Source organism: Kribbella sp. NBC_00382 (assembly GCF_036067295.1).
In the GTDB taxonomy this organism is placed as follows: domain Bacteria; phylum Actinomycetota; class Actinomycetes; order Propionibacteriales; family Kribbellaceae; genus Kribbella.
This window is the reverse complement of record NZ_CP107954.1, coordinates 4,503,375-4,527,813: the sequence shown is the minus strand read 5'-3', so window position 1 is coordinate 4,527,813 and position 24,439 is coordinate 4,503,375. Positions and strand designations below refer to the sequence as shown.

At 66.9% G+C, this 24,439-nt stretch carries 22 protein-coding genes; 11 read left to right on the top strand and 11 right to left on the bottom strand.

The features are described 5' to 3' along the window. Position 1: 1 nt before the first annotated feature. The 3 genes from OHA70_RS21935 to OHA70_RS21925 form a co-directional block, all read right to left on the bottom strand. Complete coding sequence (locus OHA70_RS21935) at positions 2–922, bottom strand: alpha/beta hydrolase family esterase (RefSeq protein ID WP_328320504.1); 921 nt, start codon at positions 920–922, stop codon at positions 2–4. Between the two features lie 92 nt (positions 923–1,014). Next, positions 1,015–1,752, bottom strand: a complete 738-nt coding sequence (locus OHA70_RS21930; RefSeq protein ID WP_328320502.1) for a creatininase family protein — start codon at positions 1,750–1,752, stop codon at positions 1,015–1,017. 17 nt (positions 1,753–1,769) lie between these two features. Then, complete coding sequence (locus OHA70_RS21925; RefSeq protein ID WP_328320500.1) at positions 1,770–2,597, bottom strand: FadR/GntR family transcriptional regulator; 828 nt, start codon at positions 2,595–2,597, stop codon at positions 1,770–1,772. A 464-nt stretch (positions 2,598–3,061) separates the two neighbouring features. Here OHA70_RS21925 and OHA70_RS21920 point away from each other — a divergent pair, with 464 nt between their 5' ends. Together OHA70_RS21920 and OHA70_RS21915 are read left to right on the top strand one after the other, a co-directional pair. Then, complete coding sequence (locus tag OHA70_RS21920) at positions 3,062–4,558, top strand: M1 family metallopeptidase (protein ID WP_328320498.1); 1,497 nt, start codon at positions 3,062–3,064, stop codon at positions 4,556–4,558. Next, positions 4,558–4,719, top strand: coding sequence for a hypothetical protein (locus OHA70_RS21915; protein ID WP_328320496.1), 162 nt, complete (start codon positions 4,558–4,560; stop codon positions 4,717–4,719). The genes OHA70_RS21920 and OHA70_RS21915 overlap by 1 nt, the downstream gene beginning before the upstream one ends. Here OHA70_RS21915 and OHA70_RS21910 read toward each other — a convergent pair. Beyond that, positions 4,709–6,610 carry a bifunctional metallophosphatase/5'-nucleotidase gene (locus OHA70_RS21910; RefSeq protein ID WP_328320494.1) on the bottom strand — a complete coding sequence of 634 codons (1,902 nt, stop codon included), beginning with the start codon at positions 6,608–6,610 and terminating at the stop codon, positions 4,709–4,711. The two genes, OHA70_RS21915 and OHA70_RS21910, sit on opposite strands and share 11 nt — an antisense overlap. Positions 6,611–6,783: 173 nt before the next feature. Between OHA70_RS21910 and OHA70_RS21905 the strand changes: the two genes are divergently transcribed. Then, positions 6,784–7,566: a polysaccharide deacetylase family protein gene (locus tag OHA70_RS21905; RefSeq protein WP_328320492.1), complete on the top strand. Its 783-nt coding sequence runs from the start codon at positions 6,784–6,786 to the stop codon at positions 7,564–7,566. Here the strand turns inward: OHA70_RS21905 and OHA70_RS21900 are convergent. Continuing rightward, complete coding sequence (locus OHA70_RS21900; RefSeq protein ID WP_328320490.1) at positions 7,563–8,189, bottom strand: hypothetical protein; 627 nt, start codon at positions 8,187–8,189, stop codon at positions 7,563–7,565. The genes OHA70_RS21905 and OHA70_RS21900 overlap by 4 nt on opposite strands. A gap of 441 nt (positions 8,190–8,630) precedes the next feature. Here OHA70_RS21900 and OHA70_RS21895 point away from each other — a divergent pair, with 441 nt between their 5' ends. Continuing rightward, positions 8,631–9,032 (top strand): VOC family protein, encoded by a 402-nt coding sequence (locus OHA70_RS21895; RefSeq protein WP_328320488.1) that lies wholly within the window; start codon positions 8,631–8,633, stop codon positions 9,030–9,032. A 6-nt stretch (positions 9,033–9,038) separates the two neighbouring features. Here the strand turns inward: OHA70_RS21895 and OHA70_RS21890 are convergent, their stop codons facing one another. Next, complete coding sequence (locus OHA70_RS21890; protein WP_328320486.1) at positions 9,039–9,605, bottom strand: dihydrofolate reductase family protein; 567 nt, start codon at positions 9,603–9,605, stop codon at positions 9,039–9,041. Between the two features lie 162 nt (positions 9,606–9,767). Between OHA70_RS21890 and OHA70_RS21885 the strand changes: the two genes are divergently transcribed. From OHA70_RS21885 to OHA70_RS21875, 3 genes are all read left to right on the top strand, one after another. Then, positions 9,768–10,346, top strand: a complete 579-nt coding sequence (locus tag OHA70_RS21885) for a dihydrofolate reductase family protein (RefSeq protein ID WP_328320484.1) — start codon at positions 9,768–9,770, stop codon at positions 10,344–10,346. Next, a complete protein-coding gene (locus OHA70_RS21880; RefSeq protein WP_328320482.1) occupies positions 10,343–11,335 on the top strand; it encodes a sigma-70 family RNA polymerase sigma factor in 993 nt (330 codons plus the stop codon). Before OHA70_RS21885 ends, OHA70_RS21880 begins: the two co-directional genes overlap by 4 nt. 89 nt (positions 11,336–11,424) lie before the next feature. Beyond that, positions 11,425–12,369: an LLM class F420-dependent oxidoreductase gene (locus OHA70_RS21875; protein WP_328320480.1), complete on the top strand. Its 945-nt coding sequence runs from the start codon at positions 11,425–11,427 to the stop codon at positions 12,367–12,369. Positions 12,370–12,402: 33 nt separating this feature from the next. Here OHA70_RS21875 and OHA70_RS21870 read toward each other — a convergent pair whose 3' ends face one another. Further along, a complete protein-coding gene (locus tag OHA70_RS21870; protein WP_328320478.1) occupies positions 12,403–13,032 on the bottom strand; it encodes a hypothetical protein in 630 nt (209 codons plus the stop codon). 34 nt (positions 13,033–13,066) lie between these two features. Continuing rightward, entirely contained in the window at positions 13,067–14,143 is a 1,077-nt protein-coding gene (locus OHA70_RS21865; RefSeq protein ID WP_328320476.1) for a hypothetical protein, read from the bottom strand. 102 nt (positions 14,144–14,245) lie between these two features. Between OHA70_RS21865 and OHA70_RS21860 the strand changes: the two genes are divergently transcribed. After that, positions 14,246–14,830 carry a TetR/AcrR family transcriptional regulator gene (locus OHA70_RS21860; protein ID WP_328320473.1) on the top strand — a complete coding sequence of 195 codons (585 nt, stop codon included), beginning with the start codon at positions 14,246–14,248 and terminating at the stop codon, positions 14,828–14,830. 198 nt (positions 14,831–15,028) lie between these two features. On the opposite strand, the gene OHA70_RS21855 is transcribed toward OHA70_RS21860, so the two are convergent. Then, positions 15,029–15,580 (bottom strand): hypothetical protein, encoded by a 552-nt coding sequence (locus OHA70_RS21855; RefSeq protein WP_328320471.1) that lies wholly within the window; start codon positions 15,578–15,580, stop codon positions 15,029–15,031. 529 nt (positions 15,581–16,109) lie between these two features. Between OHA70_RS21855 and OHA70_RS21850 the strand changes: the two genes are divergently transcribed. Continuing rightward, positions 16,110–16,811, top strand: coding sequence for a class I SAM-dependent methyltransferase (locus tag OHA70_RS21850; protein ID WP_328320469.1), 702 nt, complete (start codon positions 16,110–16,112; stop codon positions 16,809–16,811). Between the two features lie 510 nt (positions 16,812–17,321). Here the strand turns inward: OHA70_RS21850 and OHA70_RS21845 are convergent. Then, the gene (locus OHA70_RS21845; RefSeq protein WP_328320467.1) at positions 17,322–18,512 is read right to left on the bottom strand and encodes a homogentisate 1,2-dioxygenase; all 1,191 of its coding nucleotides are present in this window, start codon (positions 18,510–18,512) and stop codon (positions 17,322–17,324) included. Between the two features lie 70 nt (positions 18,513–18,582). Here OHA70_RS21845 and OHA70_RS21840 point away from each other — a divergent pair, with 70 nt between their 5' ends. Together OHA70_RS21840 and fahA are read left to right on the top strand one after the other, a co-directional pair. Further along, entirely contained in the window at positions 18,583–19,434 is an 852-nt protein-coding gene (locus tag OHA70_RS21840) for a hypothetical protein (RefSeq protein ID WP_328320465.1), read from the top strand. Beyond that, on the top strand, positions 19,431–20,633 hold the full coding sequence (fahA, locus tag OHA70_RS21835) for a fumarylacetoacetase (protein ID WP_328320464.1): 1,203 nt from the start codon (positions 19,431–19,433) through the stop codon (positions 20,631–20,633). Before OHA70_RS21840 ends, fahA begins: the two co-directional genes overlap by 4 nt. An 85-nt stretch (positions 20,634–20,718) precedes the next feature. Here fahA and OHA70_RS21830 read toward each other — a convergent pair whose 3' ends face one another. Then, complete coding sequence (locus OHA70_RS21830; RefSeq protein WP_328320462.1) at positions 20,719–24,327, bottom strand: S8 family serine peptidase; 3,609 nt, start codon at positions 24,325–24,327, stop codon at positions 20,719–20,721. Between the last annotated feature and the right edge of the window lie 112 nt (positions 24,328–24,439).

The following is a 24,439-nucleotide window of genomic DNA, read 5'->3' as shown; positions in this document are numbered from 1 at the left end:
CTCAGCTCCTCAACTTGTGAGCTTTGAAGAAGTCACCGATCATCTGGTGAGCCTCGAAGGTCTGGGTGACATAGCCGGGGCCTGACGACGCATCCGACCCCGGCCACGAGTGGCCGCCGTCGGTCACGGCCACGTGTACTACGTCCGCCTTGCAGCCCTTGTACTTCGTGATCAGTACGTCGTCGCCCAACTGGCTCACTTTGGTGTCCTGGTCGCAATGGTCACGGACCGACCAGTCGCGGACCCAGGTCTGCACGTCCGGCAGGTCGCGCTGGCCGTCGCCGCCGTACGGGATCGTGGTGTCGCCGGTGCCGTGGATGTCGAGCACCGGGATCGGCCGACTCGGAGCGCAGTGGGTGCCCTCGATGTAGAACGCGCCGGAGACCGGGGCGATCGCGGCGAACCGGTCGGCCATCCGGCAGGCCAGGATGCCGGTGAAGCCGGCGCCATTGGACTTGCCGGTCGCGTAGACCGTCCGGGTGTCGACGCAGTACTTGCCCTCGAGCTGATCCAACAGGTCAGCGGTGAACTTCACGTCGTCGACGCCCTTCGCCGCGTACGGCGCGCCCTGCCAGGCCTGCTTGTTCTCGTCGCCGATCACACCGTTGGGGTAGGCAACGACTGCGTCGAGCTTCGAGAGGTCGGAGAACGCCTCGGTCTGCGCGCCGGTCTTGCCGCGGCCGTGGAAGACCAGGATGAGCGGGTACTGCTTGGATGGCTGATAGTTGACCGGGACGTGCAGGCGGTAGGTCCTGGTGAGACCGCCGCTCTCGACCGTGTAGTCACCGGTCGCCGCTGCTTTTCCGCAGCCGGCGCTTCGGGAGTCGGTTGATGCTGTTGCTGTAGGCAACATGGTGGCGGCGGTCACCAGGCCGGCCGTCAGCAGCAGGGCGGCCAGGGTTTTCGGGCGTGCGAGGTTCATCGGGGTGCCTCCTCGGGCCGGCGGCCTGCGGGCGGGCAGGCTCGCGCCTGGAACGCATCGGGCGGTCCAGTTCTATGAAGGGGTGGTGCTGGTCAGGCCGAGAGCAGCTCTTCGGCGAAGGCGGCGATGCGGTCTGCGGCGGTCTCGACCAGGAGCCGGCCGTCCTCGGCAGTGGCACGTCGGGGATCACCCAGGACGCCACGCTTGTGGTAGACATCGAACCCGACGGACAGGCGTGGACCTTGGGCCTGCCGGGACAGCCGGGCTTTCGGGGGTAGTTCGTCGAGCTGGGTCGCGCCGGGCTCCAGGAGTTCTGGCTGGACGAGTTCGGGCGCGAGGTACAACATCTGGGCGGTCTCCGCCTCGCCCGCATGGCCGTGCACCTGGCTGACCTCCATGCCCGCGATGAGGTCGGAGACCAGCGGCGTGATGGGTGTCCACGCGAAGGTGAGGTCGGGTTGCAGGAGGTACTCCTGGGCCAGAACCGACAGCGCGGCGTTGTTGCCGCCGTGGCCGGTGATCACCAGGAACTGGCGCCAACCGTGTTGTTGGAGGCTGGCGATGAGGTCACGGAGTACGGACTGGAAGGTTGCCGGGGACAACGTCACGGTACCGGCGAAGGCCATGTGGTGTGGGGATACGCCGTAGTTGAGCGGTGGCGCGATGACCGCGCGACCGTCGAGGCGTTCGGCCACGAGATCGGCGAGGCCTTCCGCTCGTACGGTGTCGGTCGACATCGCCATCCCACCGCCGTGCTGCTCCTGGGCACCCACCGGAATGATCACCAACGGCGCCAGCCGGACGGCGTCGCGCGCCTGGTCAGTCGTCATCTCCGCAAGCTTGTTGCTCACGGCAACTCCGGGAAGGTGGCGGCCTCAATGGCGGTACGGATGTGGTCAAGGTGCTCGCGCGTGAGCTGCTCGGCCGCGGCGGCGTCGCCGGCCTGGACGGCTTCGAAAATCGCCCGGTGCTCCTCGTAGTCACGCTTACGGTTGTCGTACAGCTGCCTGATCTGCTGCTGCTCGCGGAGACGCACTTTGAGGAGGCTCCCGATCAGCTCTTCGACCACCGGATTACCACTCGCGGCGGCCAACTCGACATGAAAATTCAGCGCAAACGCCGGCCCACCCGGAGGCGTCAACGCATTGGTGACCGCCGCCTCCAGCTTCTCCAGAGACCGTCCGCCGCTCCCGGCTCCGCCGGAACCGGTGGAGGGAGCGGGCGCCGCAGCCGGGGCTGCGGTTGGATGCGCGCCCACACCGCCTTCGGCTCCCGCACGTTCTCCCGCCGCGCTCGCGCCGCTAGGCGCGAGCGCGGCGGTTGCCTGGACGTTGGCCGCTTGGGCGGCTACTGCGGGCTCCAGCAGGAGGCGGGCGCCTATTAGTTGAAGGACTGATTCCTTGGTGATCGGCGGGCGGTGCGGGTTGGCGAGGACGACGTTGTTGATGGTCGGACCGACGTACGTGCCGGAGCCGTGGCGGAACTCGACGGCTCCGGTGGCCTCCAGTTTGCGGAGTGCCTCGCGGATGGTCGGGGTGGTGATCTCGAACCGCTTCGCCAGCTCGCGGGCCGACGGGATCGCATCGCCCGGCCCCAGGTCGGCGTCCCGGATGATGCCGAGGATCGCCTCGGTCAACCGGTCCGACAGGCTGGGCGCCACCGTTGAGTTAGTCACAAAGTGACTAAATCACTTGCTCTCTCCCCCGGTCAAGACCTCAGGTAGGGTCGCGTGCCTCCAGCAGGTATTCCCCCACGCGACTGCGACCACGGTTCGGGCCGGTCATCGACTTGAGCGAAGGTGGTTGGTGGTGCCGCCTGCGGGGGTCATGACGTCTGAGCGGTAACTAACTTGCACCCAGCGACAAGTAGTTTCCACCTAACGGCCCCGCCCACCGTGTGGCCAAGGGCGCCATCGCAATCGCGAGACCTGGACCCGGCGTAGGCGAGCGCGCCGAACACCCCATCACCTCCACCCCACCCGAGCCGCTGACCGGGATCGTGGTCGCACCGCGCGACGCAGCAGCAGGCGTGGAGAGCGCGTGGGGGAACTTCCGGCTCAGGCGTCTAGCACTTTAGTAGTACGGAGGTTGCTGTTTTCGGTGGATGTGGAGTGGGTCGGCCGGGCGGCAGTCTGGGCCTATGGCAACGAAAATGATGACGCGGGCCGGGAGTTTGCTGGCAGCAACTGTTCTGTTGGTGCCGGTTGGGGTCGTCTCCGCGCAGGCTGCGGCGGCACCCGGTGCGGGGGATCTCGGGGATCGGCTGTTCCCAGGGCTCGGCAACGGTGGGTATGACGCGCAGAGTTATGACGTGAGTCTTGGCTACGAGGTCGGTACCACCAAGATGCCGGGTGTGGTGACGATGCGGGCGGTCGCCACCCAGTCGTTGACCCGGTTCAGTGTCGACTCGGCTGGGCAGCGGATCGAGGCCGTGACGGTCAACGGGCGGCCGGCGGAGTACAGGCTGGTTGGCGAGAAGCTCTCGATCACCCCAAGAAGCACCCTGTACAAGCACCTGCCGTTCACCGTCCGCGTCGTCTACACCGCCGACCGCTCGCAGAATCCGGTACCACCGGGGCTCAACCTTCCTCCGGGAGTGCCCAACCCGTTCACCGTCTGGAACGAGACGCCGGACGGATTCGGCGTGATGGGTCAGCCAAACCGTGCCCACGTGGTGTTCCCGTCCAACGATCATCCGAGCGACAAGGCGCAGTACACGATCCGCATCACCACCCCGAACGACCGCACCGGGATCGCCAGCGGCCGCCGCACAGCGAAGTACAAGCACGGCCAGACCACCACCTGGGTCTACAAAACCGCACACCCGATCAAGACCGACGTGGTCGCGATCGCGGTCGGCAAGTTCCGTGAGATCAAGCAGACCGGACCGCACGGCCTGCCTATCCGTAGCTACTTAGGTCTCGCTAAATTCCAAGGCAAGTCCTACACCGACGCGATGCAAGCCAACGCCATCGAGACGCCGCAACAGCTCGCCTGGCTGGAGAAGCAGATCGGCCGGCCGTTCCCGTATGAGCAGTACGGCGTCCTCGGCCTCACGAGCCCGTACGACGGCGTCGCGCTCGAAACGGCCGGCCTGTCCACCTTCGGCCTCCCACTTTCCCTGCCCGCCAAGGACGAAGCGGGCACGCTGGTCCACGAGCTGACCCACCAGTACTTCGGTGACGCGGTCTCCGTCCGGAGCTGGGACGACATGTGGATCAGCGAAGGCCATGCCCGGTACTACGAACGCAAATACGACGCGTCCCGCGGCTTCACTAACCTCAACGCAGAGCTCAAAGACCTGTACGAGACCGACCAACAGTCCCGCCACGACTCCGGTCCGATGGGCCGCTTGAACAGCCAACTCGCGGTCCTGTTCGACACCGACGTACCGGGACAGCTGATGCTCACCGGGCTCAACAGCATCGTCGGCGAGCAGACCTTCCGGCGGATCGAGCAGACGTTCTTCGACCGGTACCGCGACCGCAGCGCCGGCACCCAGGACTACATCGACACGGCCAACGAGGTCAGTGGACGCGACCTCACGCAGTACTTCTGTGCCTGGATCTACGGCAAGACCACCCCACCCATGCCAGGCCACCCGGACTGGCACAGCACCCCCGCAAAGGCAGCCTGATGAACACCACCCTCGCTATAACCCACGCCACCAGCAGCGCGACCAACGACACCCTCGGGGTGGTCGGCGCCGCACTGCTGGTGGGCGTCCTACTCGCCTACGCCCTGCTCGTCCTGGGCGCGCTGATCAGTTCACTCGGCGCACCGATGATCAGCCGTTGACCACGATCGGTGCGCCGTTGGAGGTCAGTGACCAGTCGGTGGTGTGGAAGGTGTTGGGGTTCACCTCGCCGGTGGCGATGACGTAGTCGATCATCAGCTGGCGGATCTCGACCTGCCGGTTGTAGACGACCGGCGCGGTCTTGACGTGCGGGAAGTTGCCGCCGCCGGACTGGCGGTAGTTGTTGACGGCAACGACGAACTGCTGGTCGGCGGCCACCGGCGTACCGTCGTACGTGAGGTCCGTGATCCGTGCGCCGGGCGCCTTGGCGATGTCGATCTTGTACGCCATCGGCTTGGTCAGGCCGCCCATGATGTCGTAGTTGTAGTCCGGCGTACCGCCCGGAGCGGTCGGCGTCACGGCGTTGGTGACCTGGTCGGCCGGGAACGGGCCCGGGCCGCTGACCTGCTTGAAGTACTGCGCCGAGAACTCCAGGTAGTCCTTCACCTGGGCGCCGGTCATAGTGACCGCGAGCAGCGTGTTGTCGAAGATGTAGAGGCCGGCGACGTCGCGGATCGAGACATCGCCGGCGGGGATCGACGCCTCGCGGTTGAACGGAGCGGCGATCGCAAGGACCGGCAACGCGGCTTGCGGCGTACCGACAAGGGCCTTGCTGACGGCGTCGGCCTGGATGAAGTTGACGAAGTCCAGGGCGGCGGTGTCTTCCCAGGGCGCGGTCGCGGCGGACATCGCCTCGGTGCAGGTGCCGACCTTGGAGTTGACGTAGGTGACGACCTTGTCGTGGTCCTCCTGCAGGATCCGGACGACCTTCGCGTCGGCCGCGACCGTGTTCGCGTTCAGGACCTGGCTGGCCCGGCCGAGGACCTTCCATTTGCCGCGGACCTTCTGCAGGTCGAGGTCGATCAGCGAGAGCCGCATGCCCCACTTGAGCGGCTCGGTCAGGACGACCTGCTCGCCGCTGACCTTGTTCGTGACGAGTCGCTGCGGGATCTCCAGGTGCGCGTGCCCGACCAGGACGGCGTCGATGCCGGGGACGGTCTCGGCCATCAGGACGGAGGCGTTCTCGGGGACCGGCAGCGCATCGCCGTACGAGGACGAAAGGTCCATCCCGGAGTGCGCGGAGACGATCACCACGTCGGCACCGGCCGCGCGGACCTTCGGGACCCACTCCTTGGCGAGCTCGACGATGCCGCCGAACTTGATCTTGTTCTCGACGTTGGCCTTGTCCCAGATCGCGATGCCGGGGTTGGTCAGGCCGAGGATGCCGACCGTGACCGTGCCCTGGCCGTGCACCTGGACCTTCTTCAGCACGTACGGCGGGAAGACCGGCAGGCCGGTGGTCCAGTCCTGGGCGTTCGCGCCGAGCAGCGGGAAGTGCAGCTGGCTCTGGAACTTGCGCAGGATGTCGAGGCCGTAGTTGAACTCGTGGTTACCGAGCGCAGCGGCGTCGTACTCGATCTCGTTCATCGCCGCGGCCATCGGGTGCCGGTGACCGCCGGTGATGGGCTGGATCTTGGCGAAGTAGTAGGCCAGCGGAGTGCCCTGGATCGTGTCGCCGGCGTCGATCATCAGCGGGTCGGGCGCGTGCCGAGTGGCCTTGACCCGGGCCCGGACGGCCTTCACCAGGGTCGCGATCTTGGCCAGGCCGATGTCGTTGTGCGCCGCGTCGTCGTACTCGGCGTTCTTGAAGTAGTCCCAGTTGAACACGTTGCCGTGCAGGTCGGTGGTGCCCATGATCGTGAGCCGGACCACCTCCGGGTCCTTCGGCTTTCCGGCGTACGCCGGGGCCGCCTGGAAACCGGCAGCGGCCAGCACCGCGGCGGCGCCACCGATCACCGTTCGCCTGCCCATGTTCCGGTCCACTGCTCCGTCTGCCTGGTACTCCGGGCCGCCGGCCCCAGTACCGGCCGTCGTCTGGTCGCTGTCCGTCATCACTGTCGCCTCACGCGTCGTCGGGTTCTGCCTGTGCGTTGCTGCCTGACTTGTTGCTGGACCACCCCGCCGGTACCTGTGGGCCCGGCCGGGCCTGCCCCGACACGCACGATACGTGCGAAACGCCGGGGGGTGGTGCAGGGATGGCCCTCGCGACACGAGAGGATGCCTCAATGACCTTGCCGCCCGGCAAACTCTTTCTGATTGCCGCCATTCTGTTCGGTGCCGCCCTCGCTCAGGCGGCCACTCCCGCCACACCGCCGGCCGCTGCACACCACCTGGTCGCCTCCGGACCGGCCGGGCCCGCGCCGCTGAAGATTTCGACGGCGTCGAAGGTGGTCGCGAAACATCGCAGTACGGGGCGGAAAAATCAGCGGACGACGACGCCCGCGGTGGCGGACGACTGGACGCTGACGAACGACGGCAAGGTGCTGTACCTGACGTTCGACGACGGGCCGCAGGTGACGTACACGCCTCAGGTTCTGCGGGTGCTGGCGCGGCACCACGCGAAGGCGACGTTCTTCGTCCTCGGCCGTGAGGCGGCGGCGCATCCGGAGCTGGTCGAACTGGCCCGCAGCCAGGGGCATCACATCGGCAACCACACCTGGGACCACCCGATGCTCACGCATCTGACCCCTAAGCGGGTGCGCGAGGAGATCTTCAGCGGGGTGAAGTCGAAGTGCTTCCGGCCTCCGTACCGCGACACGAACGCGGCGGTGGCGGCGGTCGCGGCGGCGAACCACCAGCGGCAGATCCTCTGGGACGTCGACACCAACGACTGGGAGAAGCCGGGCGCGGCGGCGATCCAGCACGAGATCCTGCGCGGGGCGCGGCCGGGGGCGATCATCCTGATGCACGACGGGGGTGGGACCCGTACTCAGACGGTCGCGGCGCTGGATCGGGCTTTGACTGTGTTGAGCGCTCGCGGGTATACCTTCCGGTCGCTGCCTTGCTAGCTCGTGACCGAGGCCTTGCCGCCTGAGAAGTGCTTGAGGGCCTGGTCGATCACGTGGACCGGTTGGTCGAGGGACTTCACGAGGTACAGGCCGGTCGGTTTGAGGAGCGGGCTGGGCTTGATGACGGTCCGGACAGCCGGCTGGTCGAGGCCTCGTACGCCGGCCGTCGTCGCACCGATCCCGGGCGCCAGTTTTAGCTCGAGGACGAACTGGCCGAAGATCTTGACCTGTTTGAACCCCTGGACCGCGGTCCACGGCAGGATCACTGGGTACGCCGCGCCTTCGCAGGCGAGCTCGAGTGCTTTGGGTGACATGCGCATCGCTACTGGCGGCAACTCGTTGGCGGCGAACCAGCGTTGACGCTCCTTGTCGAGCTTGAGCGCTAGCAAGGTACTCACGACCAGCGGAACCATTGCCGCGATCAACAACAACGAGAACGGCCACATGCCGGCTCCCTGGAAGGCGATCAAGGCGTAGAGCGCCAGCACGATGCCCAAAGCACCGATCACCAGAGTCACCCAGGCACCCCGCCGCTGCACCTTGCTGACCACAGCCCGCCGCTGCAACACCGCACCCCGATCGATGCCGACCACAAACGTCTGCACCGGAACCTGCTCGCTCATCCCCCAACCATCTCAGCCCCGAGGTTCCCCCGCCCATCGACACGGCCCGGTCCCCACGGACCGGGTACTCCCCACGCCTGCCGCAACGTCCGCTCCTACGTCGCTCCCTCTGCGGCTAGCTCCCACCCACCCCGAACGCGGGCTCCTACGTCGCCCACTTGAGATGACCACTGAGCGGCTCGCCATGTGTCTCTGGGAAAGCGTGGGCTTGTCCGGCCGGTCCTCTGGCTCGGGATACTCCGCCATGTCGCCGGGCGGACCGGTGCTCTGCGTTGCGCAGGCGGCCGCCTACCAGGTGGGCGAGCTGCTCGAGACGCGCCCGCTGCTCACCGCCGAGTACCGGCTCCGGGCACAGAACACCTGCGACGCGAGCTGGCTGACGGCGTACTGGATGAGGTCGGCCGCGCTGCCGTGCGCTGGTGGAGTACTACGGTGTTTGTCATGCGTACCTTGCACTTTGGGTTGCGGGTCAGTGAGTTGGAGCGGTCGCTGGCGTTCTACACCGCCGTCGGCTATGAGGTCGTCGGGACCGTCGAGGGCACGGCGTACGGGACTCTGACGATGCTCCAGCTGCTCGGTGACGACTTCGTGACCATCGAGCTGGTCTATGACCCGGCGTCCGGTCCGACCGGTCCCGGCGTGGGTATCAACCATCTGGTGATCCAGGTGGAGTCCCTGGACGCGACCCGCGCCGATCTTGCCGCCAAGGGGATCGAGGCCGGGCCGGTCGAGAACCCCGGCCCGCGGACCTGCTGGATCACCGACCCGGACGGGTACCGCATCGAACTCGTCCAATGGCCGGCCGATCACCCCGACGGCATCACCAAAGGCGACTTCGCCTGACCCGGGCTACTTCTTGATCTCGTAGCGGACCAGGGCCAGGCCGTTCTTGAACGAGGTGGCCTCGACCAGGTTCAGGTCTTGCGAGTCCTCGAAGACGCGGGTCCCCTTGCCGCGCGAGGCCGGGCAGACCAGCATCCGTACTTCGTCGACGGCGCCGGCGGCCAGCAGGGAGTGCATCAGTTTCAGGCTCCCCCACAGCCAGAGATCCTTGCCGTCCTGCTCCTTGAGCTCCCGGATGGTGGTGACCGGGTCGCGCGTCACGGTCGCCGCGGAGAAGTCGCCCCAGGGAGCGTCATCCAGTGTCGACGAGGCGACGTACTTGGTGAAGTTGTTGAGCTTCTCGCCCCACTCGCCCTGCTCCTCGGCGTACGGCCAGTAATCCTTGGCCTGGTGATAGGTGTTCGCGCCGAGAATCATCGTGTCCACCGAGTCACCGAAGCCCATCATGCTCGCCTTGAAAGCCGGGTCGGTCTTCTCCGAAAACGGCTCCCCCGACACAAAGCTGAGCCCGCCATCCTCCTCCGCCGCGATGTTGTCCACAGTCACCCACTGCTGCACTACAAGCTTGCGCATGCCTCTTCCTCCGTACGAACGATGCGCGACCCCATTGGCCGCCTTCACCCCTGGGACGGAGCCACCACGCCGCTCTCGACATCTCGCCGTCGACTATTTCAAGACGAGGTCCTGTACAGGTCTAGACCGATTCATTTCGGCGACGGACCAGGTCTACCTGTCATGACGGAAAACAGCAGTCACCGGCTGGTGCAGTCGGTCCTCGTGTCACTCAACGGCGTCATCGGCGAGCCGCTGACGTGGGCCGGTCCCTACTTCGGCGAAGGGAGCGCGATCCGCTCACTGGCCACACTGCAACGCAGCGACGGCTTCCTGATGGGACGGCGGACGTATGAGATCTTCGCCCGGCAATGGCCCGCCGCGACCGGCCCGTACGCCGACGCCCTCAACCGGGCGAAGAAGTACGTGTTCTCGTCGACCTTGCGGGAGGCGGAGTGGAACAACACGACGGTCGTCTCCGGCGATGTCGTCGATGCGGTGCGTACGCTGAAGCAGAGCAACGACCTGCTGTTCTACGGGCACGGACAGTTCGGGCAAACACTCGTCGACGCGGGGCTGGTCGACGAGCTGACGCTCACGCTGGTGCCGGTCTCAGTACCCGGCGGGACGCCGCTGTTCCGCGAGGGAGGCGAGAGCCGGCGCTGGGAACTCGTCCAGGCCGGCCCGGGCCACGACCCCGGTCTGGTCAGCCTCACATACCGGCCCGCTTCCTCCGACACCGTTCAGGACACTGCCGCATGATCTCCAGCGACGACCGCGATCAGTTCCTCGAGGACACCGACCAGTACCGCCGGGAGCTGATCGCGCATTGCTACAAGATGGTCGGCTCACTGCACGAGGCCGAGGACATCGTGCAGGAGACGCTGCTGCGGGCCTGGCGCAAACAGGAGTCGTTCGAAGGGCGATCCTCGATGCGCACCTGGCTCTACCGGATCGCGACCAACCAGTGCCTGACCGTCCTCGGGTCGCGCCAGCGCCGCGTGCTGCCGTCCGGGCTACTCGGGCCTGGGCAGGATCCCGACGTACCGATGGCTCCCACAAGTGAGGACAGACTCTGGCTGGATCCGCTGCCCGAGTCGGTACTGGTGCCGGCCCGCGGCGAGGATCCGGCCGATGTCGTCGCGGCCCGTTCGAGCCTGCGGCTCGCGCTCGTGGCCAGCCTGCAACACCTGGCGCCGCGGCAGCGTGCGGTCCTCATCCTGCGCGAGAGCCTGGGGTATCCGGCGTCCGAGGTCGCCGAGATGCTCGAGATGTCGGTACCGGCGGTCCGCAGCGCGCTGCAACGGGCGCGGGCGAGGATCGACGACATCGCCCCGGCGACCGATGAGGTGGTCGAGCCGGACTCCCCCGAGGCGCGAGCGATCCTGAACCGGTACATGGACGCCTTCGAGCGCGCCGATGTCGAGGCGATGAACGAACTGCTCCGGTCCGACGCGAGGCTGGAGTTCGTGCCGTCGGAGGTCTGGTTCCAGGGCAAGGTCACCTGCGTCGGCCATCTGCGGGGGCGCGTGATGACCGAGCCAGGGCTGTACCGGATGCTGCCGACGATCGCGAACGGGCAGCCCGCGGCCGCCGCCTACTACCGCCCGACGACCGACGACGACTTCGCGGCGTTCGCGATCGCCGTACTGACGGTCGACCGGCAGCACATCCGCGCGCTCACCGTCTTCGCCGAGCCGGAGCTCGTGCCCCGGTTCGGCTTTCCCCGCACGCAACCGGCGGCCCGGTAACCGATGCATTCCGGCCGGCCGGGAGGTCTATCTCACTGAGCGACTTCCCACCGGGGATCGCGATCCGTACTCCCTCGAGAGGACCTCAGGTGAAACTCAGCCTGTACATCCCGACCGGCACCACCCAGGAGTTCCACGGCTACACCGACCCGATGGCCGCCTTCGACAAGATCAGGGAGCTGGCCGTCGCCGCGGACGAGAGCGGCTTCGAGACGATCTGGGCACCGGACCACTTCATGCCGTTCGGGCCGCCCGGCGCGTACGTCTTCGAGGCCTGGACGACGCTGTCGGCGCTGGCCCGGGAGACGACCCGGATCCGCCTCGGCCAGCTCGTCACCGGCAACGGCTACCGCAATCCCGCCCTGCTGGCCAAGATGGCCTCGACGCTGGACGTGATCGCGGGTGGGCGGTTCACGTTCGGCATCGGCGCGGGATGGTACGAGGACGAATACGTTGCCTTCGGCTACGACTTCCCGAGCGCGCCGGAACGGCTGAAGCGGCTCGAGGAGTCGCTGCGGATCGCGCACTCGATGTGGACCGATCCCGCGACGACCTTCACCGGCGAGTACTTCCGGACCTCAGGCGTCGTCAACCAGCCGGTGGGGGTCCAGACCCCGCACGTCCCGGTGATGATCGCCGGCGGCGGCGAGAAGGTCACCCTCAAGCTGGTCGCGAAGTACGGCGACCTGTGCAACGTCCAGGAGCCGCCGGACGAGGTGGCCCGCAAGTACGACGTACTCGCGAAGCACTGCGAGACCGTGGGCCGGGACTTCGGCTCGATCACCAAGACGTCGACGTCGTACTGCATCATCGCCGACACCGACGAAGAGGCCCGCGCCGCCGTCCCACCCTGGGCCCCCATGGTCTTCCCCGGCGACCTCGGCGCCTACGGCCTGATCGGCACGATCGACACCATCCGCCAACGCCTCGCCGTCTACGAGTCCACCGGCGTCGACGAACTGATCATCGGCTTCCAAGACGCCCTCAACCCCGAAACAATCCGCCTCTTCGCCAAGGAGTTCATCACCTCCTGACGAGGGACAGAGCCACCACGCCGCTCTCGGCATCTAGTTCAAGCCGAGGCTCTGCACCGACTCTGGAACCGCCAAACCGGGGACCTCCGATTGCTTGTCCCGAATCGCGCGGCGCAGGAGTGGCAGATCGAGCAGCGCCGAGTCGATGCCGGCGATGGTCGCGTCGATCCGGGCATCCTGCTGCCGAGCGACCATCGTCGCGAGCTGCACCTCGATCGGTACGGTCGGGATGGACTGTCCGTGGCAGCGGAGAGTCTCGCGCTCCTGAAAGACCAGTGGCGCGCGCGTCTCGACCATCAGGCCGGCCACCGCGGGCGCATCGATATGCGCCAGCTCAACCTTGACCCCCTGGACGTACCACCGCCCAAAGGTCCACCGCTCACCGGCCGGAGCAAACTGAAGTACCGGCTCGGCCACCGTACTGATCCAGTCAGCCGGCACAAATCCGCCGGACTCAACTGCTCCAAGCACGTCCGGCGTCGGCAGAACACCAGCGGCGCGAATGACATCATCAGCCGTCAGAATCGCAATGTCGATGTCACCAGGAACGATCGCCACACCCCGCAACGCCGTCGCCGCACTACCGAGCAACATCCACTCGATCCGCCCGCCGTTCAACTTCTCAGCAACTGAAGCCAACGCCGTACTCCACAAAGTGCCCATACCCGCGAAGCTAACTGCCCCCACCGACAGTCAGTTACAGGTACTTGCCGCCGCAGGATTCGGCTAGGGACGTACCGAAGAGGGCTGCTGGGGTGTAGGCGCCGGGTTTGGCCTCGTTTGCGAGGAGGCGGCGGGCTACTTCGGCAGGGACTGCGCCGGTGTAGGTCTGAGCGTCGCCGACTTGTAGCCAGCCCTCGCGGACCGTGCCGTCGGCCCACTCGACTCGGGCGTGGCCCCAGGAGTGTTCGCGGGGGCGTTCGCGGGCTTTGAGTTTCAGTTGGGCCAGGCGGCGGATGGCGAAGCGGCGTATCGGGCCTATCGCGAGCAATGAGGTGGCTAGCGGCATCAGGGCGCGGGCGATGGGCGAGCTCGGGGCTTCGCTGGAGGCTGCGTCGACCGATGGGGCTCCGCTGGCGCGTTGGGCTGCGAGGAGTTCGCCGAGGGGCATGCTCGCGGTGGTGACGGTTGAGCCGTCGGGCAGCGTGAGAGCTTGTACGCCGGTACCGAGTCGCGCGGGTACGAGCCGCCCACCCTCATACCGGCGCCCCTGAAAGCGCCCTCCCTCTTCGACACCGGGGATCCCGTCGAGGATGCTGGCCGCGAGCGCCTCGCCGAGGGGGCCAGCCTCGATCGCCAGGGACGGCACCATGTCCACCCTGACGTGTGCCGGGGCCGGCCGGCCTTTACACAGTCTGACGACGACGGTCTCGGTCGCCGTCACGCCGAATCCCGCTCCCGTCACGAAGCTCCGTCCGGCCGCCGCGGCCGCCTCGGTCATCCCGAGCAGCGTGGACACTGCCGCCACGTCGTTGGCGAGGTCGACGTAGTGGCTGCCGGGCAGACAGGCCTGAGCAATCGGTACTGCCGTCGTACCGAACGGCCCGACCGTGTTGATCACCACCGCCGGTTGCTGCCGCCGGATCTCGGTCGCCATCGCTTCAACCGTCGCAGCCACGACCGTCCGGCCGTCGCCGAAGCGTTTTGCGGCCGCCTGCAGGCGAGTGGCGTCCCGGCCGACCAGTACGGGCGTGATGCCCCGGTTCACCAGCTCGGCCGCGATCGCGGCGCCGCTCCGGCCGGTACCGCCCAGAATCCAGACCTCGTTGCCCATCGCGCTCAGCTCCAACCCCTTGGCGCCATCCGAGTGATGACACGTGATGTCATCACTCTACACAGACTGATGACACCGCATGTCATCAACTACACTCGGCTCGTGAGCAGATGGCAGCCGGACGCGCGTGAGCGCTTGGAGCGGGCCGCGCTGGACCTTTTCGCTCAGCAGGGGTTCGCCGCGACGACCGTGCCGGAGATCACCGCGCGGGCCGGGCTCACCACCCGCACGTTCTTCCGCCACTTCGCCGACAAGCGCGAGGTCCTCTTCTCCGGCGAGGAGGAGGTACCGGGCCTAGTCACCCAGATGATGGCTGACACCCCCGCCGCGATCGACCCGGTGACACTGATCGTCGAAGGCCTGAAAACCATCGCGGAGACCCGCTTCGAGGGCCGGCTCGACGAACTCCGCGAGAAGCGCCAGATCATCCAAACCGACGAAAGCCTCCGCGAACGCAACCTCCGCAAACTCGCGGCCCTCCGCGACGCGATCCGCGCCGGTTTCGTCAAGCGCGGCGAGGACCCGTTGACCGCGACCCTACTGGCCGAGATCAGCGTGACCTTACTGAACGTCTCCTTGAACGAATGGCTAGACCAAACAGACGATCGCCCACTCTTCGACATCGTCCTGGACACCCTCGAGTCCCTGCAGTCAACGCTGGCCACATTCCCCGCACGACAGCCTTAGCCCCAGGTCGCGCCAACCAGCTACCAGTCGTCGACGTGGCAGATGTACGGGATGTCTATAAGGAAGTTGATCGTGCCCGGCGAGCTTGATGAGCCGCTTCTGCACCGCTTCCTCTTCGATCCGTTCACCGAGCTTGCGGTGGATGATGGCAGCCTGCTCTGTGTACCAAGGCGCGGGCTCGCGACCCTCACGGTCTTTCTAGGCAGCCTCGATTGCGCCGTAGCACAATGTGAGAGCCTCATCTAGACGTCCGAGGCGCTTCAACTCCTTGATCGGCTCAACCGTTTCCAGGTAGTGGTAGCTGCCCAGCAACCCACGCTGGAACTGTGCCGCCCGCTCGCCGCCACCCCGCAGCGCCTCGTCGACCATCGTGCTGGTCGCGGCTGCGGCCTCTACCCGGCGATCCTCGACGGTCACCGCCGGCGGGTTCGACGTCGTATACGGCCAGGCGATCGTCTCACCACCCCACGCGGCCCAGCCTCGCACCCGCAATCCCTTGTCCGTCTGGGCTGCCCACAACTGGACGCGGCAGCTACCGACATCATCGAAAGGTTCCTCCTGCGCCAGGTACCCAGGGAGATAGCCAATGCGTGCGCCCTGAACGTGCACAGCAACGGCGCTGGCGTCGGCCGGGTTTTCTGGCTCTGCGATCAGCATCCCCGGGAGCTCGAGGACGCCGCCTTCAGGCGCCTGATGTGCAATGAACAAGTCCGCTAGCGCCTCAGCACCGAAGGTCGTCGTACCAGTCATCTCAACCAGACAACTGGCCTTCGACGGCACAGACGCGATCGGCTGCTCAGAGCTACGTCCGCGGAAGAACCTCATCTACACAATCTCTCAAACATTCGATCAGCTGTGCAGACTGCGGCCGAGATGGCGGCGCCGATGCGCATTTGATGGCGCCAGGCGTTCGCCCCACAGTTCCGCTCCGGTTCCCGGTCGAGGACGGTCAAGTCGCTCGACAATCAACCATTCGCGGAGTAGCCCTTTTACCGAACTTGTCCCTGTCTCCGCAGCTCACGTGAGTTCTGAGTGGAAACACCCTCTTGTTCGGCGGACGCTGTCGCGAGCAGTCGGTTTCGCTGACGAAGCGTAGAACGGCCGGATCGCGGGAGATCCCTACGTTCGAACAACAGATCTGGGACGGGCGGCTGCATACGCTCTGGTCATGAGCCCGTCAGCGAAGTCCGTATCCCGGCGTCGACTGCTTAGGGCGTGGTGGCTGGCGTCCGGTCATACACTGCCCGGATTGTCCGGTCGATACTACGAAGCGGAACATATGGCCGCGTACGAGCGCCTTCGTCGCGAAGGCCTGAACCTATGGAACGACCTGCACACAGGCGATACAGGCGTGGCATACGAGGACTTCCAGGCCCGTGATTTCCTGGATCGCGTGCTGCCGACCGGCGAGCAGGCCCATGGTCGTCGGGTGCTTGAGTACGGCTGCGGCACAGGCGCGGCCGCCTGCTTCCTTGCTCAGCGCGGCTTCCAGGTCGACGCTGTAGACCTTGTGCCGGACGCCATCGCGGTTGCCCGCCAGTTCGCCGAGGCGCGCGGCCTGGAGGTCCGATTCGCCGTGCAGGACATCTGCAAGTGGCCGGATGCCGACGACCGCTTCGACTATGTGATCGACATCTTCTGCCTCCAGTCCATAGTCACAGACGTCGACCGCGGCAACGTCCTGGCCGGCGTGCACCGTCGGCTCCAACCTGATGGCCGGTATCTGATCAGCACCGCGATGTATGAACCCGGCCGCGTCTACGACGACGATGACCGCTATGACCCGAGGACCGGCATCGTCTGGGCCCCCGTGCCAACCCAGGTCACCGATTCGGTCCGATTCGGCAGCTCCTGGTATATCCCGAACCGCCGACACTTGACGGCCGAGGCCCTGCGCCTCGAACTGGAGCGCCACGGCTTCCGGATCATTGAGCAGTCCGGGCAGTTCGGCGGCGAACTCGTTTGTACGCTGGCTGATTAACTCGCCAACCCCAGCGAAGCCACGCACAGCCTCAGCCTCAGCCTCAGCCGAGGACGATCTGTCATCCATCCGCCGCTGCCATACCGCATCATGCCGAGCGGGCGTGGGTCACCTTCAACACCGACTGGTTCACCGGCCGGACCGGTTGCAACGACCTCAGCCGCGCCGTCCACCGCACCAGGACAGAGCCGGGCTTCACCCGACGTCACCACCACCGACCGGCCCGCTCAGTGGTCCCATCAAGCGGGCGACGTAGGAGCCCGCGCCCAGGGTGGGCGGGAGCCAGGCGCGGAGTGAGCGACGTAGGAGCGAGCGGGCGGCTGGCGTGGGGAGTACCCGGCGCATGAGGCCAGCCAGCGAGGGCACGAACAGTCCCCACCCCAACAAGCCCGCCCGCTCAGTGGTCACACCAAGCGGGCGACGAAGTAGCCCGCGCACCAGGGTGGGCGGGAGCTAGCCGCAGAGGGAACGACGTAGGAGTGGACGTTGCGGCCAGCGTGGGGAGTACACCTACAGGCGGCGGCCGGCCCAGGTCCAGGCGTAGACGCCGTCGTCGACGGCCGCGCCACCCTCGCCTAGCTCCAAAGGCCGGAAGGTGTCGACCATGACGGCCAGTTCCTCGAAGGATTCGGCGCCGAGGGAGGCCTCGATGGCGGACGGCTGAGGCCCGTGGGCGTACCCGCCCGGATGGAGCGAGATGGAGCCCAGGCCGATACCGGAGCCCTTGCGGGCTTCGTAATCGCCGCCGCAGTAGAACATGACCTCATCGGAGTCAACGTTCGAGTGGTAATACGGCACCGGCACCGACAGCGGGTGATAGTCGACCTTCCGCGGCACAAAGTTGCAGATCACGAAGTTGTTGGCCTCGAAGACCTGATGCACAGGTGGCGGCTGGTGGATCCGCCCAGTGATCGGCTCGAAGTCGCTCACGTTGAAGGTGTACGGATACAGGCACCCATCCCACCCGACAACATCGAAGGGATGCGTCGCGTACGTCATCCGGCTGCCGACGATGCCGCTCGCCCCCTGCCCACGATGCTTCACCAGCACCTCGACATCATTGCCCTCGACAACAAAAACAGATCCCGGCGCATGCAGATCCCGCTCACAATAAGGAGCATGCTCGAGGAACTGACCGAACCGGCTCAGATACCGCTTGGGCGGCGCGATGTGACTGTTCGCCTCGATGCAATAAGCCTGTACGCCGTCCGCCCCCGGCACCCACCGATGCGTGGTGGCCCGCGGAATGATCACGTAGTCGCCCTCGGCAGCCTCCAAAACACCGAAGACCGTCTCCACCACAGCCGACCCGCGCTCGATGTACACGCACTCGTCACCGATCGCATTGCGGTAGTACGGCGAAACCTCCGAAGCGATGACGTACGAGATCCGGACATCACCGTTCCCGAGCACCAGCCGGCGATGCTCGACGACGTTGTTGCCCGAGCCGGACACGAAGAGGTCGTGCAGCTTGAGATGCCGCGGCGTGAGCGGGTGGTTCGCAACAGTCGCCAGGTCCGGCAACTCCCAGACCTGAGAGTCGACGATCGCCGACGGCACGCCCGCGTGGTATAGCAGCGACGAGTCCGACGAGAACCCCTCCTCGCCCATCAGCTCCTCGTAGTACAGCCCGCCGTCCGGCTTGCGGAACTGCGTGTGCCGCTTCGGCGGAATCTGCCCTGCCTGCCGATAAAACGCCATTCACCCAAAACCTCTCCGATTATCGAACACAAGTGTCCGCTTACCGAAAGCATCCGTTAGGCTCGGAGCCATGTCAACCATCCCTGCCCTGTTCCGGCACCTGGTCGACGACGCGGCGATGTTCCCGCCCGGCGACCTTCCCCTGGTCGAGGCCGTGACCGCGCACCGCGCCCACCGGCAGGCGTCGTACGCCGATCTCGTCGGCCCATTCATCTGTACCGACGACAACCTGATGAAGGTCGCCGCCGAGGCCGCGAAGGCGAACAGTCCGCTCGAGGTGTCCGTCGTGATCACCGGCGGCGCGGGCGGGATCGAGCCTGCCATCCGGTACGGCGACCGCTCGGCCGACGTCGTCGTCAAGGCCATCGAGGTCCGCCTGCGCGACGAAGACGACCTGTCCCGCAACGCGCTCCGCGTGGTCCGCGCCTGCGACGACTGCCTGGACGAGGAGAACGCCTTCGTCGAGATCGGCCTGGACGGCGCCTGGGAGCGCGCGCTCGACGTCGTCGCCGACGCCGGGTACCACGCCAAGCTGCGCACCGGCGGCCTCGACGCCTCGCTCTTCCCGACCGCCGACCAGATCGCCGCCTTCATCACCGCCTGCCTCGACCGCGAGGTGGCCTTCAAGTGCACGGCCGGCCTGCACAATGCCGTCCGCCACACCGCCGAGGACACCGGCTTCGAGCACCACGGCTTCCTCAACGTCCTGCTCGCCACCCGCGCCTCACTCGACGGCGCCGGCCAGGACGAAGTAGCGGCGGTACTTGAGAATCGCGACGGCGAAGACCTGGCAGCCACGGCAGCCCAACTGTCCGAGGAGCAGGCGACCGGGACCAGGCGCTGGTTCACCAGCTTCGGCTCCTGCAGCATCGACGAACCCCGCCACGACCTGACCGCACTGAAGCTTCTGGAGACCCCGTGACCTGGATCGACATCCCCGCGAACTCCGCGTTCGGACCCGAGACCCTGCCGCTGGGCGTCTTCCGCACCGGCGACGAGGAGCCGCGAGTGGGCGCGGCGGTCGGTGACCAGGTGATCGATCTCGCCCCGGTCGCGTCGGCGCAGATGCTCGACGGCGCGCAGGTCTTCACCCAGCCGACCCTGAACGCATTCCTCGCCCAAGGCCGGCCGGCCTGGCACGCGACTCGCGAGTGGCTGCTCGATCTGGTCCGCAACGAGAACAACCGCGACGCCGTCGAGCCGCACCTGATCCCGCTCGACCAGGTGACGATGCAGCTGCCGTTCGAGGTCGCCGACTACGTCGACTTCTACGCCTCGGAGCACCACGCGTCCAACGTGGGCAGGCTGTTCCGCCCCGACGCCGAGCCGCTGCTCCCCAACTGGAAGCGCCTGCCGGTCGGGTACCACGGCCGCGCCGGTACGGTCGTTGCCAGCGGCACCGACATCATCCGGCCGAGCGGTCAGCGCAAGGCGCCCTCCGACGACAACCCGACGTACGGGCCATCACAGCGGCTCGATATCGAGGTGGAGCTCGGCTATGTGGTGGGCAAGCCGACAACCCTCGGTAGCCGCGTCGGCGTCGACGAGTTCAAGGATCACGTGTACGGCGTGGTGCTGCTCAACGACTGGTCCGCCCGCGACATCCAGGCCTGGGAGTACGTTCCGCTCGGCCCGTTCCTCGGCAAGTCGTTCGCCACCTCGATCTCACCGTGGGTCGTCCCGCTGGAGGCGCTCGAGTCGGCTGAGGTTGCGCTGCACCAACAAGACCCGCCAGTACTTCCGTACCTGGCGAGCGAGAAGCTGACCAACCTCGACATCACCTTCGAGGTCTACTGGAACGGCGAGCTGGTGAGCAGCCCGCCGTACCGGGAGATGTACTGGTCCCCGGCGCAGATGCTCGCCCACCTGTCGGTCAACGGCGCCTCCGTCCGTACCGGCGATCTGTTCGCCTCCGGTACCGTCTCGGGCGCGGACAAGAACCAGCGCGGCTCGTTCCTGGAGCTCAGCTGGGGCGGCCGCGAGCCGATCACCGTCAAGGGCGAGGAGCGCACCTTCCTCCAGGACGGCGACGAGGTCACCATCACCGCCACCGCCGCCACCTCGGCCGGCGCAAAGATCTCCCTCGGCTCCGTCACCGGCCGAATCCTCCCCGCCAGCTAGTCGCTCCCCAGCCGCCGCCTCCCAACGCCGCGCAGCCCCACTCTCCAACGTCCGCGGGCGGTCCGAAGGACCGCCCGCGGACTGTTCACTTCAGTCGGTAGGCGCGAATCGTGGTCTGGACCACGCTGTTGCCCTTGGCATCCGTCGCGCTGGAGCGCAGCGACACGAACCCACTCGCCGGGTGTCTGATCGTTGCCGTCCACCCCGACCCGACCCTCCGCAGGACGGCGGCCTGCCAAGTCGCGCCATCGTCGTACGACGCTTCGACAGCCTTCAACCGACCGCCCGGAACGCTGACCGGGATGGCGAACCGACGACCAGCCGGCGCGTTGTCCAGCAGGTCGAGCCGAGGATCGAGCCGCACAGCCAGCAACGGCAGCGCTTCCGGCCCATCAGTCGTCGACGACCGGAACGCCCACTCCGCCGACACCTGAGTAGCCAACGGCCACCTCGGGCTGTCCCGCCGCACCGAAGTCACCAGCCTGTACGCGGCCTCCCCAGCCGGCACCTTGAACACACCATCGCCCGGTATGTCGCTCTGCCCGACCACCTTGCCATCGGCGTACAGGCTGGTCGTCCCCTTGTCGGCGAAGCTGTACTCCTCCGGCCTCGGGATCCCCGTGTGGCTGGCCGAATCGCTGAACAACGGCAGCAACACATCGATCGAATCACCATCCCGATATGCCTGCAACGGCCGATCCCGCTCACCCCTGCTCAATGCTCCGAAGCCAGGCCCGAAGACCGGTTTCGCCCAATCGATCGAGACCTTCTCCCCTGGCTTGTAGACGTGCGGGAGTCCGAGGTAGGCCTGCTCACTCTCCTCAGGCCCGGCCGCAGCACGCAGCGAGGTCTGCCAATGAACGCCGGTCGAGTAGTACTCGGTCCGCGCCGTAGGCAACTTCACGACGTCCGACCACAGGTAACCACCCATGTCGATGGTGCCCGCGATGGAACTGTGGTCGAGATACCCGACACCACCAGGAGCGAAGGCGTGGTACTTCGCCTGCACAGCACCCAGACTGCGGTTCGGCAGCCGATAGGCCAGACTCCCCGGGATCTTCCCGAATGACGGCAGCGCGATCTCATACCGGTAGGGGCTCCCAGCATTCCCCGCCAGCCTGACCTGCTGCCCGGCAAGCCGGCCGGCCGACGCGTCATCGAGTACCAACGTCGGAAGCCTGGTCTCATCCGTCGACACCCCCACCTCGTCCTTGAAGTAGAACAACGCCGCGGTCGCCCCAGCCTGCTGCAACAGTCCGACCCGCTCGTCGAAGGCCGAACCCTCGTCCCCCGACAGCGTGAACAGTGCAAGCTTGCCCTTCAGATCTTTGCCGGCCACGTCCTCCGGGCGCGCATGCCCGGCATCGACGACCGTCAGGTTCTCAGCCCCCACGAGCTGCGCAGTGTTCGGAGCCCAAGTAGCTCCGGTGTCCTTGCCCTCAGCCGTCAGCCGAACCAACGGACGCTCGAGCTGAGCCCGCGTGTAGTAGCCGAAATGCTCCACCGACCCGCGAGTCGGCACCGCGTAGCTGTCGCGCACCAGCGTGCTGATGAACCCCGCATCGACCTTGTCGGTATGCACGACCGTACCGGCAGTCCCCGCCACCACCTTCGCGTCCTTGGCATCCAGCGCAAGGCTGATCTGCTGACCCTGCCGGGCATCGAACGGTACGACGGTGTCGCTCCGCAGGTCGATCTCCGGCTCCGCGGCCGACGTGACCGACGGCTCCAACCGGCCGGGAACCGGGGTATTCATCGCGCCCAGAACCGCGTACCGTCCGGCCGGCAACCGCACCTTGTCCCCGGGCAGCACCGGGAAGTACTGCAGTTGCCGGTCGTCGAGACTGAGCACGACCGCGGTGCCGTTGCCGGTCGAAGGCTCGATCGGCGCACCCGTACGGTCCTTCATCGTCAGGCTGAGGTCATAGCTCTCCGGCTCGACATAGACCCCGAGCGGTGTCTGAACCACCGTCTTGCCATCGGCCGACGACGCGACCAGCCGCCCACCGTAGGTCTCCGGCGCGACGTTGCCAGGAGCAACCGAAACCCCCACCGATGCCTGCCCACCAGCCGGTACTACGACCTGGTCCGCGGACGTCTTGAAGAGACCGGCCGGCGCCTCAGCTCCAGCCGAGTTCCGCACGTCGAGCCGCAGCTCCAACGTGATCGCAGCCTCGCCGTCGTTGCGATAGACGACCTGCTTGCTCTGATCCTGTGGCTTGTCGTGCGGCCATGACGCGGCCGTGAAGCTCAAGCTCGCCGGCTCGGCCAGGACCTGCTGACTGGTCCCCCGGGCAAGGTCGAGCCGCCCTGCACCCTGCGCGAACACGCCGGCCGAGATCGGATGCGCGCTGCCCATCAGCGCTGCCTTCAACTGCGGCGCCTTCCATCCCGGGTGCTGCCCCGCGAGGATCGCAGCACCACCGGCCACGTGCGGCGTCGCCATCGACGTACCGGAGATCCGGGCGTAGTACTCGTCAACAGCCTCGTCCGACAGCGTGCCGGCGGCGCGGGCCGCGACGATGTCCGAGCCGGGAGCCGCCAGGTCAGGCTTCATCGCGTAGTCGCCGACCCGCGGGCCGATCGACGAGAAGTCGCTCAACTCGTCCTGCTTGGTGACCGATGCAACCGCCAGCGCGGCATCGGCTGTCGCCGGACTGGAGACCCGCCCGGTCGGCCCGTCGTTGCCGGCCGCGATCACGAACAACGTGCCGGTGGCGGCGGTGAGCCGGTTCACCTCGGCCGACAACGGATCGGTACCGTCGGTCGGCCCGCCGCCGAGACTGAGATTCACCACCTTCGCGCCACTCGCCGCGGCCCACTGCATGCCCGCGATGATCGCGTCGTACGGGCAGCCGTCGACTCCGCAGACCTTGCCGATCAGCAGGTCGGCACCCTTGGCGACACCGACGTACCTGCCGCCGGACGCAGTACCGCGGCCCGCGACCGTCGACGCGACATGCGTCCCGTGGCCCACCTCGTCCTTCATCCCACTGCCGTCACCAAGGAAGTCCTTCGAGCCCTTCACCACCCCCTTGAGATCGGGATGCGCGGCGTCGTACCCGGTGTCCAGTACGGCGACCTGCACCCCGGCGCCGGTGTAGCCGGCCTGCCAAGCGGCGGGAGCGCCGACCTGCGGGACGCTGACGTCGAGCGTCGGCTTCGCCCGTCCGTTCAGCCAGATCTTCGTCGTCCCCGTGAGCTTCGACAGCTCGAACGGCTTGGCGACCGACACCGCCGCGAGCTTGGCGGCCGGCAACTGCCTGGTCACCTTGCCGAAGGTGGCCGCGGCGCGGGTGTTGCCGCCCTGCACCAGCAGCGGCAGCTCCTTGGTGTGGGCGTCGTCCAGTTTCTGGTCGATCAGGCCCGTGACGTCGAACAGCGCACGATCCAGTACGCCGGAGCGCACCAGCGGCAGCGCACTCGCCGGGATCACGGTGACCCCGGCCGGCGTGACCTGGCGGAAGAATCCCTCCGGCCGGCCGGGCTGCCGGGCCTGCTCGACGCTGACGGTCCAGGACTTGCCTTGCGGGGTGACGGTCACCTTGTCACCTGTGATCAGGGTGACCGTCGACGACGGTTTCGCCGACGGTCCACTAGTGGGCGGTGTCGCGGCCTGCGACGGAGCGGCGACGAGGCCTGCGGCCATCGTCGTGCACGCGGCCGTGATCAACCAGTGCTTCCTGCGCACCATGGGTCTCCTCCGGTTGCTTGGTTACGGAAGACACACCGGACTACGACGGAAGGTTGCATCTCCAGGGGAAATCACAGAGGCACAGTGAGCTGAAACGTTCACCAATCTTGTT

Bases quoted from the DNA above. Each gene is read 5' to 3' on its own strand.
- OHA70_RS21935 (WP_328320504.1), bottom strand. From the start codon at position 922: ATGAACCTCGCACGCCCGAAAACCCTGGCCGCCCTGCTGCTGACGGCC.
- OHA70_RS21930 (WP_328320502.1), bottom strand. From the start codon at position 1,752: ATGACGACTGACCAGGCGCGCGACGCCGTCCGGCTGGCGCCGTTGGTG.
- OHA70_RS21920 (WP_328320498.1), top strand. From the start codon at position 3,062: ATGGCAACGAAAATGATGACGCGGGCCGGGAGTTTGCTGGCAGCAACT.
- OHA70_RS21915 (WP_328320496.1), top strand. From the start codon at position 4,558: ATGAACACCACCCTCGCTATAACCCACGCCACCAGCAGCGCGACCAAC.
- OHA70_RS21910 (WP_328320494.1), bottom strand. From the start codon at position 6,610: ATGACGGACAGCGACCAGACGACGGCCGGTACTGGGGCCGGCGGCCCG.
- OHA70_RS21905 (WP_328320492.1), top strand. From the start codon at position 6,784: ATGACCTTGCCGCCCGGCAAACTCTTTCTGATTGCCGCCATTCTGTTC.
- OHA70_RS21900 (WP_328320490.1), bottom strand. From the start codon at position 8,189: ATGAGCGAGCAGGTTCCGGTGCAGACGTTTGTGGTCGGCATCGATCGG.
- OHA70_RS21895 (WP_328320488.1), top strand. From the start codon at position 8,631: ATGCGTACCTTGCACTTTGGGTTGCGGGTCAGTGAGTTGGAGCGGTCG.
- OHA70_RS21890 (WP_328320486.1), bottom strand. From the start codon at position 9,605: ATGCGCAAGCTTGTAGTGCAGCAGTGGGTGACTGTGGACAACATCGCG.
- OHA70_RS21885 (WP_328320484.1), top strand. From the start codon at position 9,768: ATGACGGAAAACAGCAGTCACCGGCTGGTGCAGTCGGTCCTCGTGTCA.
- OHA70_RS21880 (WP_328320482.1), top strand. From the start codon at position 10,343: ATGATCTCCAGCGACGACCGCGATCAGTTCCTCGAGGACACCGACCAG.
- OHA70_RS21870 (WP_328320478.1), bottom strand. From the start codon at position 13,032: ATGGGCACTTTGTGGAGTACGGCGTTGGCTTCAGTTGCTGAGAAGTTG.
- OHA70_RS21865 (WP_328320476.1), bottom strand. From the start codon at position 14,143: ATGGGCAACGAGGTCTGGATTCTGGGCGGTACCGGCCGGAGCGGCGCC.
- OHA70_RS21855 (WP_328320471.1), bottom strand. From the start codon at position 15,580: ATGACTGGTACGACGACCTTCGGTGCTGAGGCGCTAGCGGACTTGTTC.
- OHA70_RS21850 (WP_328320469.1), top strand. From the start codon at position 16,110: ATGGCCGCGTACGAGCGCCTTCGTCGCGAAGGCCTGAACCTATGGAAC.
- OHA70_RS21845 (WP_328320467.1), bottom strand. From the start codon at position 18,512: ATGGCGTTTTATCGGCAGGCAGGGCAGATTCCGCCGAAGCGGCACACG.
- OHA70_RS21840 (WP_328320465.1), top strand. From the start codon at position 18,583: ATGTCAACCATCCCTGCCCTGTTCCGGCACCTGGTCGACGACGCGGCG.
- OHA70_RS21830 (WP_328320462.1), bottom strand. From the start codon at position 24,327: ATGGTGCGCAGGAAGCACTGGTTGATCACGGCCGCGTGCACGACGATG.